The organism is Granulicella aggregans (assembly GCF_025685565.1).
GTDB classification, from domain to species: Bacteria; Acidobacteriota; Terriglobia; order Terriglobales; family Acidobacteriaceae; genus Edaphobacter; species Edaphobacter aggregans_B.
Genome location: NZ_JAGSYE010000001.1, coordinates 2,149,730 through 2,162,501, shown reverse-complemented (window position 1 = coordinate 2,162,501; position 12,772 = coordinate 2,149,730). Strand labels below are relative to the sequence as shown.

8 protein-coding genes and 1 tRNA gene are annotated in these 12,772 nt (G+C 58.8%); 7 read left to right on the top strand and 2 right to left on the bottom strand.

Annotation, left to right across the window (positions count from 1 at the left end; genetic code table 11):
- Nucleotides 1–8: 8 nt before the first annotated feature.
- The 4 genes from OHL18_RS08625 (at nt 9) to OHL18_RS08610 (ending at nt 7,786) form a co-directional block, all read left to right on the top strand.
- Nucleotides 9–2,054, top strand: a complete 2,046-nt coding sequence (locus OHL18_RS08625) for a M1 family metallopeptidase (protein WP_263374403.1) — start codon at nt 9–11, stop codon at nt 2,052–2,054.
- Between the two features lie 626 nt (nt 2,055–2,680).
- The gene (locus tag OHL18_RS08620) at nt 2,681–6,136 is read left to right on the top strand and encodes a TonB-dependent receptor (RefSeq protein ID WP_263374402.1); all 3,456 of its coding nucleotides are present in this window, start codon (nt 2,681–2,683) and stop codon (nt 6,134–6,136) included.
- A 24-nt stretch (nt 6,137–6,160) separates the two neighbouring features.
- Complete coding sequence (locus tag OHL18_RS08615; RefSeq protein WP_263374401.1) at nt 6,161–7,282, top strand: pyridoxal phosphate-dependent aminotransferase; 1,122 nt, start codon at nt 6,161–6,163, stop codon at nt 7,280–7,282.
- Between the two features lie 297 nt (nt 7,283–7,579).
- Nucleotides 7,580–7,786, top strand: a complete 207-nt coding sequence (locus OHL18_RS08610) for a hypothetical protein (RefSeq protein ID WP_263374400.1) — start codon at nt 7,580–7,582, stop codon at nt 7,784–7,786.
- Nucleotides 7,787–8,322: 536 nt separating this feature from the next.
- On the opposite strand, the gene OHL18_RS08605 is transcribed toward OHL18_RS08610, so the two are convergent.
- Nucleotides 8,323–8,397, bottom strand: a tRNA-Phe gene (locus OHL18_RS08605).
- A 287-nt stretch (nt 8,398–8,684) separates the two neighbouring features.
- On the opposite strand from OHL18_RS08605, the gene OHL18_RS08600 reads away from it, so the two are divergent.
- The 3 genes from OHL18_RS08600 (at nt 8,685) to OHL18_RS08590 (ending at nt 12,292) form a co-directional block, all read left to right on the top strand.
- Nucleotides 8,685–10,313 carry an adenosine deaminase family protein gene (locus OHL18_RS08600; protein ID WP_263374399.1) on the top strand — a complete coding sequence of 543 codons (1,629 nt, stop codon included), beginning with the start codon at nt 8,685–8,687 and terminating at the stop codon, nt 10,311–10,313.
- Nucleotides 10,314–10,370: 57 nt separating this feature from the next.
- Nucleotides 10,371–10,658 (top strand): hypothetical protein, encoded by a 288-nt coding sequence (locus tag OHL18_RS08595; RefSeq protein WP_263374398.1) that lies wholly within the window; start codon nt 10,371–10,373, stop codon nt 10,656–10,658.
- 116 nt (nt 10,659–10,774) lie between these two features.
- Entirely contained in the window at nt 10,775–12,292 is a 1,518-nt protein-coding gene (locus OHL18_RS08590; RefSeq protein ID WP_263374397.1) for a UbiA family prenyltransferase, read from the top strand.
- A 7-nt stretch (nt 12,293–12,299) separates the two neighbouring features.
- Here OHL18_RS08590 and OHL18_RS08585 read toward each other — a convergent pair whose 3' ends face one another.
- A complete protein-coding gene (locus OHL18_RS08585; RefSeq protein ID WP_263374396.1) occupies nt 12,300–12,665 on the bottom strand; it encodes a hypothetical protein in 366 nt (121 codons plus the stop codon).
- Nucleotides 12,666–12,772 lie beyond the last annotated feature (107 nt).

The window sequence follows — 12,772 nt, the reverse complement described above, 5'->3', positions numbered from 1 at the left end:
CAGGAACGTTGTCTCGTCTATCGCTCATCACCTTATTCGCAACCACCGCTGTCGCCTTCTGCCAGACACAGAGCACTTACGACCCACGCGTGACCTTCGCCCCGCTCGCCCTGCCCGAGCCTGTCAACGCCTATCGCTCATCGAACGGTGCCCCGGGCCCCTCCTACTGGCAGAACGAAGCCGACTACGAGATGCACGCCAGCATCGACACTACGGCGAAGGCACTGACGAACGATGAGACCATCACCTACACCAACAACAGCCCAGACACGTTGACCAGTCTCTGGATTCATCTCGAGCAGAACATCTACCGCAACGACTCTCGCGGGCACAACCTCGGCACGCCCATCGGTGGCGACCAGCGCCGCAAGGCCGGCACGCCCGCAGGAGCTGCACCTGCGAGGCCAGAGCGCGGCATCACCAACGGCATCGAGTTCGACTCCGTCGAGATCGAAAATGGGACACCCGCACCTCGCTTCATCAAGGCCGATTATCTCGTCTCCGACACTCGCATGCAGGTCAAGCTCGCTACGCCCATGAAGCCACATGGCACGAAGCTTCGCATCCGCATCAAGTACCACTACACCATCCCCGGCTTCTGGGGCGGACGCACCTCTTGGGGCACTGCCGAGCACGGCGACATCTACGACATCGCCCAGTGGTATCCGCGCATATGCGTCTACGATGACCTCCGCGGCTGGGACACGCTGCCCTACATTGGCGCAGAGTTCTACCTCGAGTACGGCCACTTCGACTACTACGTCAACGTTCCGTGGAACTTCCTCGTCGCGGGCTCGGGCGAGCTCGTCAACGCCGCCGAAGTCCTCACCAAGACCGAGATCGCCCGTCTCGAAGAAGCCCGCCACTCCGACAAGACCGTCTACATCCGCAAGCCCGAAGAGACCACCGACCCCACCAGCCGCCCCAAACAAAGCGGCACCCTTACGTGGCACTTCCGCATGGACCACACCCGCGACGTCGTCTTCTCCGCCTCTCCAACCTTCGTGTGGGATGCCGCACGCATCAACCTGCCCAAGGACGACCACCCCGCAAACGCGCTGCCAGCAGGCAAAATCCCTCTAGCCATGTCCGTCTACCCCCTCGAGAGCGTCGGCGACAACACCTGGACCCGCTCCACCGAATACGTAAAAGACACAGTCGAGAACATGTCGAAGCGCTGGTTCCCCTACCCGTATCCAGCGGCGGTCAGCGTCGCCGGATTCTCCACCGGCATGGAATATCCGGGCGTCGTCTTCGACGGCATCCACGACAAGGACGACTTCCTCTTCTGGGTCACCGCGCACGAGATTGGCCACGACTGGTTCCCCATGATCGTCGGCTCCAACGAGCGCCGCAACGCCTTCATGGATGAGGGCTTCAACACCTTCATCGACATCTTCGAATCCGAAGACTACGCCCACGGCAAGTACGCCCCCAAGCGCGATAGCGAATACTCTGCCGGTGGCGAGCCCCAGGACACCATCCTCAAGGTCCTCGACAACCCACAGGCACCGGTCATCCTTACTCCCGCCGACGCCTTCCCCGGCCAACTCGGCCATCCCGTTCAATACTTCAAGGGAGCCTACGGCAATGTCCTTCTGCGCGAACAGATCCTCGGCCCCGAGCGCTTCGACTGGGCCTTCCGCAAATACATCCGCGACTGGGCCTACAAGCACCCGTCTCCATCAGACTTCTTCCGCGCGATGCAGAGTGAAGGCGGAGAGGACCTCAGCTACTTCTGGCGCGGCTGGTATGAAAACAACTGGACGCTCGATCTCGCCGTCAAGGACGTAAAGTATGTGGATGGTGATCAGGCAAAGGGAGTCGTCGTCACCGTGGCCAACCTACGCCAGCTTGTTTTGCCCGCCACGCTTGAGGTGACTTACAAGGATGGAACGAAAGACCGCATCCGTCTCCCCGCCGAAGCCTGGCTGCAGAAGGGTGTCGGCAATTTCACCTTCAAGACTGGAAAGCCAGTCGCCTCGGCCACCATCGATCCCGACCACTTCCTGCCGGACGACGATCGGTCGAACAACACGTTTACTACGCCATAGCAGCCGAGTCTTCAGGTGGTTGCCGAAGGCATCGGCTCAGGTCTCCACCTAGCCTGCGCGAGGCCATCACTCTTTGACAGTGGACAGATACCTCATCCCAGCGGTCGAACTAGTCTCTACTGGCTTCGAGGTTTCAACGTCGCGTCTTCGTAAGGACACCGTGCCTTAGAGCTATCGAGCATTGCTTCGAGTTTCACGCAGGGATAGAGAACACTATTCCTGGCAGCGTTGAACGCTGATATTGATCGAGAGCGCGTGTCAGCTTAACAGCTCGCTCATCGCGCCGCCTCCGTGGTTAATCAGGATGCATGAGGAAGCGTCCTGGGACCGGCGACCATCGAAGTCCCCGCGCTACGAAGGCTCCGCGCATTGACCTCTTGGCGGATGTCCATCTATCCTTGGGTCATGCCGACCAACTTCACGCCATGTTGCTGCTCTTCAGATGCCTGTACCTCTGAATCGAGTGCCCCGGCGTTCTGTTCCTGTCGCTAGCTTCCCTCTCACCTCAAAAAACAAAACAAGCTTCCGATGTCACGGTAGTCCGTCACTTCGATGGATTTATATGGAGCACTCCCACCGTGCCGCGGATCGGCCAAGAAGATCGCACCACTTCCCAGGAGAGCCATATGTATCACTCGAGACATTTCAAGCTACAAAGTGTTCTATCTGCCGTCGTGTGGATGGTTATAGCGTCAACAGCTGCCTTCGCCCAAACGTATAACGGAGCGATTCGAGGCGCTGTAAGCGACGCAACCGGAGCCGCATTGCCAAGTGCGCAAATTACGCTGACCGATGAAGCCACCCACCAGATACGCGAAAGCAGGACCGACGGCGCTGGCGTCTATGTCTTCAATGCTCTTCGTCCGTCAACCTACTCCCTGCATGTTACGGCGACTGGCTTTGGCAACGCCGACAGAACGAACATCATAGTCGCGACACAGGACTTTCTCACCATCGATATTTCGCTTTCCGTAACGACCTCGACCGATAGGGTGCAGGTCTCTGCCGATGCTCCCCTCGTCGATGGCTCCACAGCTTCGATCAGCACGAACTTCGACCAGAAGCGTTTGGAAGACACCCCGGTCCTCGGCCGCAACCCCTTCATCACCGCGAAGCTTTCAGGAGTGTTCGTAAATACCGGCAATCCGCAGTTCATTCGATTTGCTGATCAGAATGGCACGTCCGCCACATCGGTAGCAGGCGGCCCGGTAGGATCAAACCTCTACCTGATTGATGGTGTGCCGATCACAGACACAAATAATCGTCCCGTGGTCATCCCGACCATTGAATCAATCCAGGACGTGAAAGTACAGGCCCTCACCTATGATGCGCAGGTGGGCCGCACCGGCGGGGGTGTATTCAACACGCTCTTGCGTTCCGGCTCGAACACGATTCACGGCTCTCTCTTTGGCGAGACTCGCCAGACTGAATGGCTGGCGAATGACTTCTTTGCCAATCGTACCGGCACGCCTCGCCCCGACAGCCCGTACTACAACTGGGGTGCGTCGCTCGGCGGCCCCCTTGTCATCCCGCATGTCTACGACGGCCGCAACAAGACATTCTTCTGGATCGGTTCCGAAGGCTACATTCAGACCTCGCCCTACACACAGACATTCACCGTCCCTACCGATCTGCAGCGCACGGGCGACTTCTCGCAGACCTTCAACGCAGATGGCAGCCTGCACGTCATCTATAACCCGAACGACACGTTTACCGATGCGTCAGGCGTTCATCGCACACCCTTCGCCGGCAACAAGATCACCAACCTGAATACGATCGGCAGCAACATCGCGTCCTACTTCCCTTCGCCCACGCCCGGCACCAACAGCTACACCGGTACTGACAACGTCCGCGACCACGCGCAGGAGGTGACCGCAAAGATTGATCAGCAGATTCGTCCCTGGTGGAACGTGAGTGGCTCGTACATCTTTTACGAGGCGCTCCAGCCGCTCGGCAATCCGCTGCACACGCTGCCAGGAAGTTACTCCTACACCTATCACCGCCAGGTCGATGCCATCCAGGTGAACAGCACATGGATCCTGAATCCGACCACCGTCGTCACGGCGCGATACGGAACGAACCGCTTCCCCAACCTCATCGCCGAGGTCAGCCAGGGCTTCGATCCGGCAGCGTTGGGATTTCCCACCACGCTCACCAATCAGCTCCAGTCAAAGTTCTTCCCGACAATCTTCTTCGCCAACTACGATCAGCTCGGCCAGAACACCAGCCAGCTCGACAACTGGAAGTCGCAGATCTTGAATGGCACGCTGGCGAAGACGATCGGTCGCTACAACCTCACCTTTGGCGCGGAGTACCGCCGCATCCGGATGAACTATCAGGACTTCGGAAACGCTCCTGGCACCTACTCTTTCTCAGGAGCATTCACGCAGGCGAATCCTAACTCTTCCGACGGCAAGTCAGGCTCAGATATCGCGGACCTCTTGCTTGGGCTCCCCATCTCCGGCCAGATCGACATCACGACTCCGCTTAAGACTTACCTCGACTACAACGCAGTCTTTGCACAGGATGACTGGCGCGTGAACTCAAAGCTTACGCTCAACCTTGGCCTGCGCTGGGAATCAGAGACCGGTTTGAAGGAAGACAACAACCAGCTCGCCGTTGGCTTCGACCGCAATGCAACCGCGAATCTTGCCAGTGGCACGCAGGTGACGGGCGGCATTCTCTTCGCTGGCGTGAACGGCAACCAGCGGGATATCGGCAGCCTCTCGCGCACCAAGTTTGCTCCTCGCCTCGGTGCTTCCTATCAGTTGACGCCGAAGACGGTCGTTCGCGGTGGATACGGAATTCTCTATGCGCCTACTCGCTATGACCCCATCGCTGCGCTCGCTCCCGGCTTTACGCAGACAAGTTCGTATGTCGCAAGCAACGACAACGATCAGACCCCGGCGAACACTCTCAGCAATCCCTTTCCAGCAGGATTGCAGAAGCCGGCTGGAAACTCCGCCGGTCTGCTTACCGGCGTCGGAAACTCCGTAACATCTTACGACCAGAACTTCCACGCGCCCCGCGTGCAGCAGTTCTCGGTTGGCGTGGAACGCGAGTTGCCTTGGCACATCGCTCTCGATGCGTCCTACATTGGCGCGCGTTCAACCAACCTTTCGCCCTCGCCCGGAGCGAGCACGCCGATCAACATCAACCAGCTCAATCCTTCGAACTTTGCTCAGGGGAGCGCCCTCAGCGATCAGGTCCCGAACCCCGACTACGTTGCGGGTGGTGCAGGCATCCTCGGTCAAGCGACCGTCGCCCGCTCCCAGACTCTGCGTCCCTTCCCCCAGTTCACGTCAGTCAACCTCTTCGTGAGCTCTGCCCACGCCGACTATAACGCTCTTCTGATCAAGGCCGAGAAGCGAGCCGGTCACGGCCTGAACCTCGTGACATCGTTCACGTGGTCGCGCAACAACGACTCGTCTTTCGCCGCAACGAACAGTATCCAGAGTCCCGGCTTCGCCGCTCCACAGAACGTCTACGACCTCGAAGCCGAGTACTCTCGCTCGGTCACCGATACGCCTTACCGTTTCGTCGCCGGCGTGCTCTACGACCTTCCCGTCGGTGCAGGCGAAAAGTATGCGACCGGCAACCGCTGGCTCGACGAGGTGATCGGGCACTGGCAGCTCAACGTGCTTCCGACGTTTCAGGCTGGCTTCCCCGTCTCCATCCGTCAGACTAGCAATCCCAACAGTTCCATCGCCGGCAACGGGGTGCAGCGTCCAAACCTGGTTCGCGGAACGTCGCTCGGGACCAAAGGCAGTCTCTACGACCGCTTAAACGGATACATCAATCCGGCGGCCTTCACCACCTCGGCTGCCTACACGTTTGGTGATGCTCCGCGCACCACATCGCTCCGCGGTCCGGGATTAGAGAACTGGGACATCTCCCTGTTCAAGAGCGTTCCCATCCGCGATCGCGCCAACCTACAGTTCCGTGCCCAGGCCTTCAATGCCTTCAACACTCCTTACTTCGCGGGTCCAAACACGGCCTTCGGCAGCGCCAACTTCGGCAAGATCACAACCCAGTCGAACTTCCCACGCTACCTCCAACTAGGCTTGCGCATCGGATTCTAAACAACAAAGAAGGAAAGAAGAATCATGGAATCTTTGACACGCAGGTCCCTTCTAAAGACCTCCGGCCTTGCGCTCGCCGCCGGCATCTTTACAAACGGAGCAGAAGCTCTTCCAGATGCACGAGGTCACGAGGATCTCGTGCATCTCAATCTCAACGAGAATGCCTTCGGGGCTTCAGCGAACGTAGCTCCAGCAATTCAACGGGAGCTATCACGCCTCTCCCGTTACGGCGACAACAAGGCAGCACAGGACCTCACCGAACAGATCGCGGCCTACGAACGCATCGACGCAGATCAGGTTGTACTCGGCGAGATCCTCGGAGCGTTGGGCCTCTACCTCGGAAGCGACGGCGGCCCGGGAGGCGAGTTCATCTACTCGACCCCCGGCTACCTCGCCCTGATCGACGCAGCTTCTCACGTTGGCGGAGTAGGTGTTCCTGTCCCTCTCAATGAGAGGTATGAGAACGACCTTGTCGCCTTGCAGTCAAAGGTAAGCGCAAAAACCCGCGCCATCTACCTCATCAACCCTCACAACCCAACTGGCACGGTCAGCGATAGCCACGCCTTCAAGGCCTTTCTCGGTGAAGCTTCAAAGCAGGCACCGGTCATCGTGGATGAAGCCTATCTGGAGTTCACGCAGGACTTCGAGGCAAGGTCTGCCGTGTCGCTCGTACGCGATGGCGCAAACGTTCTCGTCTTTCGCACGTTCGATAAGATTCACGGCCTCGCAGGCCTGCCCATCGGCTACACGCTTGTTCCGAAGAAGCTCGGGGCAACGTTGCGCGGGCAGGGGCTGGGCGATGCCGAATCCCTTGGGCGTCTGAACATGGCGGCAGCCTCAGCCGCGCTCGCGGACAAGCAGCACGTCGAGACCGTTCGCGCGACCGTCGCCAGCGAACGGAAGAAGTGGCTCGCCCTTCTAGAGCAGCTTCATCTGCCGCATACCAATTCCGGAGCCAACTTCATCTTCTTCGACGCGGGCCGACCCCATGACGACGTTGCTAAGCCGATGCTAGACCGCGGCATTCAAATCGCGCGCGCCTTTCCCCCGTATAACAACTGGGTTCGCATCACGATCGGAACTGCTGCGGAAAACGACAAGGCGAGAAGAGCACTGCAACAGGTCCTCAAACCCGGAACAGTGTAGCGGTCCGCCAACCCAACCGATCCTGCAAGGCCCGCTTGCAGCTCGAGCGGGCCTTCGTTCTTGGCAGGCGCTATTGCAGCGCAGCGATGGAATTGGTGATCATACAGAAGGAACGCAATCCGACATGACTCAAAATAACTTCCCGTGCATTGCACGAAACGTTATGGCCGTGCGTACCCCGATGGCATCAAGCCATAAAAAGACAGGTAGACTCTCTCTTTTCTGAGCGGCCGGCTGAGGCTAAGCGCAATCATCCAGCCATACGCTATTCGTGCTCCGCTCTCAAAGGAGAGGCCTATGTCCGACCGTCCTGCCTTCCAACTGTCTACTCTCGTCATTCACTCTAACCGTGTCTACGAGAGCCAGTCCAAATCCATTCTCTTCCCTATCCATCAGACCGCGACATGCGTCCACGAAACCGTGGGCGTGAATAAGGGCTACGGCTACTCCCGCGTAGCCAACCCCCACGGTCAACGCGCTCGAGCGGTCGATTGCTGCGACTGAAGGTTCGAACTCCGCGCTCTGTTTCCGCTTCGGCATGGCCACGATCAGCACATCCTGCCTTGCCATGTGGCGGGCGATCATGTCCTGCTCTCCCACGCCATCTATGGCGAGGACCACCCGCCTCCGCAAGGCACTCACTCATCCTCAGCAAGCCAGCTCAATTCGGCATAACCTGCAGCAGGGCCGGCAAGCGCTTCCGCGTTGGATGAAAGTCATCGTTCAAGACCTGCTCAATTTGAAAAAGGCCAAAGAAATCGAAAAGTGTCTCGCCCGGAACGCACAAAACCCCGATGAATTGGGCATGAAACTGCCTGTGCCGTACCAGAAATGTGTCTTATATGTGTCTGTGAACGGTTGCGATTTTGGGGGTTCGATAAGTCCCTCAAAATGAATTACTTAGAAAGTGCAGTCTTAGACGCCAGCCCTTTGAGTGCCCAAAAAATATGTTATTCAAAATAAGCAACTTAGGGCGAAAATCAGGCTTGCCCCTAGAGTGAAGCGCTTCTGCGACCAGCTCGTAAGTCGTTGATTCGAAGTGGTGGCCAGAGACGGGATCGAACCGCCGACGCCGGCCTTTTCAGGGCCGCGCTCTACCACTGAGCTATCTGGCCTTGGCTGATGTGTAAAACAACGAGTGTCGCGGGGCCGCCAAGGTCGCCCGCACACATTCTCTGCGTCTGTAAAACCAGCCTGCCTGTTGGGGATAGGACAGAGTAGCTGACCGCTGTGCACGCAAGCGGCCCAAACGACTTCTTCAGTATAGCAACGGAACGCCTCGCCGCCAAACTCTGTCCTGGGGTACTCGCCAGGCCAGTCGTCGGGTATTCTGGTGCCATCCGTTCCTCAGGTCACCGACCGCAACTCTGAATTACGACGTCTGCCCGCAAAAGGACAACTCATGCCTCGCGTCATCCGCCTCGCTCTTCTCTCTCTATCACTTGGGACCGCAGCCATCGGGACATCCGTCCTGGGACAGAACAGTGCGTCGACGCCGCTGGAACAAAAGACCTCCCGAACGCTTGAGGCGACGCGCAAGAATCCACTCGCGCTACACGCGCTGATTGAACGGATGCCGAAGGGGGCGGACCTGCACATGCATCTCTCGGGTGCCATCTACGCGGAGACGTTTCTTCGCGACGCAGCCGCTGATCTGTTGTGTGTGAACCTTTCAAAGATGAAGTTCGAGAAGAACGTCGGAACTTCCAAAGGCCTGCCGGCGCAAGCAGTGTGCGCGGAGGGCTCGGTTCCCGCAGCGGACGCTTTCAAGAATCAAGAGCTGTACAAGTCGCTGATCGACACCTTCTCCATGCGCAGCTTTGTGCCGGTCAGCGGCAGGAGTGGCCACGACCAGTTCTTCGATACCTTCGGCCGCTTCGGAGGCGTCGAGAAGAATCATCTTGGAGAGTGGCTGGATGAGGTTGCGACTCGCGCCTCCGCTCAGAACGAGCAGTATCTGGAGATCATGGAAACCCCCAGTTTCTCCGCAGCCGCGAAGTTGGGCTATCAAGCGGGCTGGCCGGCGCGACCCGCTTCAGCACGTGTCACCGCCGAAGACGACGTTACAGGAACGTCCCCGGCGGAACTCAGCAAGCTGCGCGATCAGTTGCTCGCTGCCGGATTGCGGGATGAAGTGGCCACTGACCGGCGCGAGTACGCGGACGCTCTCGCCGACCGCAACCAGATCGAGCACTGCGGTCAGCCCGACGCAAAGGCTGGATGCTCGGTCACCATCCGTTTCCTCTATCAGATCCTCCGTTCGAACTCTCCGCAGCAGGTCTTTGCGCAGACGCTGCTGGGATTCGAGGTCGCGTCCGCCGACTCCAACGTGGTGGGCCTGAACTTCGTCCAGCCAGAGGACGACTACATGGCAATGAGCGAGTATCGCCGCCAGATGCGGATACTCGACTATCTCCACTCGGTCTATCCCAAGGTCCACATCAGCCTGCACGCCGGCGAGCTCGCACCCGGCCTGGTTCCGCCCGAGGGACTTCGCTTCCATATCCGCGAGGCGATCGACCTTGGCCATGCAGAGCGCATCGGCCACGGGGTCGATGTCATGTACGAGGACGACCCGCAAGCGCTGCTCAAGGAGATGGCAGACCGCCACATCATGGCGGAGATCAACCTGACCTCGAATGACGGCATCCTGGGCATTGAAGCTCCATTCCACCCGCTGCCTGACTATCTCGCGGCGCACGTACCAGTCGCCCTCTCTACGGACGACGAAGGCGTGAGCCGCATCGACATGACGCACGAGTACACCCGGGCAGCCATGGAGTACGGGCTGAGCTACACCGAGCTGAAGACCATGGTGCGTACCGGCCTCGAGCACAGCTTCCTCGCTGGCGACAGCCTCTGGCAGCAGAACGACCGCTTCACCGCGGTCGTCGCTGCCTGCGCCGGTCAACCGATTGGAGCAGACGAGCCGAAGGGCAAATGCGGCGAGTTCCTGAAGAATAGCGATAAAGCAAGTCAGCAATGGCAACTGGAGCACCGCTTCCACATCTTCGAGTCCACCGTGCAGTAATCTCCCATCTCTTGACGTCCAACTTTCTTGGAAACAGAGTCAGCTCGGAAGTCATCTATGAAAAAGCTTCTTGCCATCGTTGCGGAATTCTCGCTGTTTCTCCTGCTGGATGTCATCGGCGGCGTCTTTTATCACCCTTTTCACATAGAGACTCAGTTATCCGGAGCAAGAAGTTTCGCCTGGGATGGCATCCTCTTCATGCTGCTTGCATGGTTGTTGCTGCTCCTGGTAGGCGCGGCACGCAAGCGGTTCGCCTCGTCGGCATTGCCTCTTACGATTGCCCTGGTGCTTGCCGCGCTTGCAGGATTCTTTCTCAAGGTCGGCTTCGCAACCCATCAGTGGTGACAGATCCACGGGCGCTGACCTTGAAGTTGCACGCCCCAAAATCGTCCGTAAGAGCAACAGATAGACGATAATAAGGTAAGTCAGCCCCAGAACCCCGAAAGGATATGTCGATCCCCATGGACACACCCACGGCGTTACTCCCTGAAGCAACGATCGTCGATGGTCTGGCGTTACCGCTCGATGTCGCGCTCTGCGTCGACCTCGATGGCACCCTCGTGAAATCCGACACCCTGGTCGACTCCACACTGGCGCTCGCGCGTCAGAAGCCGCAAGCCCTGCTTCAGCTGCCGGGATGGCTCATGCAAGGCAAGGCCGCGCTCAAGAAGCACATCACTTCAGCCGTTACGCTCGACGTAACCCATCTTCCCTACAACCGCGAGCTGATTCAGTTCCTCGAGCAGGAGCACGCGACAGGAAGAGCGATCTACCTGGCCACTGCCGCGGACAAGGCTCTCGCCGAGCGCGTTGCCGATCATCTCGGCCTCTTTACAGGGGTTCTCGCTTCCGACGGAGCCGTGAACCTTGCCGGCAAAAATAAGCTGGCTGCCTTCCGCGACCGCTTCGGCGACAACTTCTGCTACATCGGCAACGCTTCGCCGGACATTCCACTGCTGACCCACTGCCAGGCACCCATGGTCGCCAATCCCACGGCTGGACTCAAAGCAGGCCTTCGCAGCGCGAAGGTCACGCCTGTCCGCAGCTTCATCGACAAGGCGTCCACACTAAAGGCATGGTTGAAGGCGATCCGGCTGCATCAGTGGTCGAAGAACATCCTTATCTTCCTGCCGCTACTGCTCGCGCACCGCTGGAACGGCGGCCTCATTACCGGGACACTGGTTGCCTTCCTCAGCTTTGGCCTCTGCGCTTCCGGCACCTACATCGTCAACGATCTTCTGGATATCGAAGCTGACCGCAAGCACCTGAAGAAGCGCCGTCGGCCCTTTGCGTCCGGAGATCTCTCAGCGATCAAGGGCGTCGCCGTGGTCGTCCTGTTTCTTCTTGCAGCCTTCACACTCGCTTTCCTGCTGCCCAACATCGTTACCCTGATTGATTCGTCACAAACCCTGTTGGCGCCCTACAAGTTCGTGATGTGGCTGTGCATCTACGCGGTCACCACGTCGGCATACTCTTTCTCCCTGAAGCGCATGGTGCTGGTTGATGTCATCGTGCTCTCGGGCCTTTATACGATCCGCATCATCGCGGGCGCAGCTGCCACGGGCATTCCCATCTCGCCATGGCTGGCGGCGTTCAGCATCTTCTTCTTCCTCTCGCTCGCCTTCGTCAAACGTTTTGCGGAACTTGAAAGTTTGAGACTTCGGGGAGCAGCTCCAGCAAACGGTCGCGGCTACCTCATCTCCGACATCGAACAGCTTCGTAGCTTCGGTTCAGCCAGCGGTTACGTCTCCGTCTTCGTCCTGACGCAGTACATCTCCGGCCTGAACGCAGAGCCGCTCTACACGCACACCACGCGACTATGGCTGCTGCTGCCTGTCCTGCTCTTGTGGATCAGCCGCCTCTGGCTGCTCGCATCGCGCGGCGAGCTCGATGAAGATCCGGTCGTCTATGCGATCACGGACAAGCGGAGCCTCTTGCTGGGTGCTCTCGTCGTCATCATCGTGATCTCTGCTTTGTAGGGCTGCTTCAAGCAACGCTATAGCCGGGGTGCAGTAGGGCGTTCGAGCCCTGCTGACTTAGAAAGCAAACCTCGAGCCGGATGCCGATGATCTGACGAAGCTCGCTGCTGCCCCGCAGGTGCAGCCTGCAGGTGCAGAGATCAGTGAATGCCAGGTGGTTGGCCCGGGTCAGTTCCACGCCCGAAGCGATCACTCCGGCGTAGAGATCCAGCACGAAGCGCAGTTCGATCTCGAGAGTGAACTCGTAGTTCGTTGAGGAGATGGGCCTCCGGTCGATGATCCATCCACCAGAGGTGACGAGGCTACGATTGAGGGTGCGGAGCAGGCCCTCGCTCGGTTCATAACTGTAGCCCTGGATGTCAAGAACCTGCATTCGCTGAGCTTCCTTCCCGGCTCTGTCTGCTTGGCCGTTAGACTGTTCATCGGACCCCGATGCGGTCCTCGTGAAGCTGTTTTCAGGTACATAGGTCACATGACAGA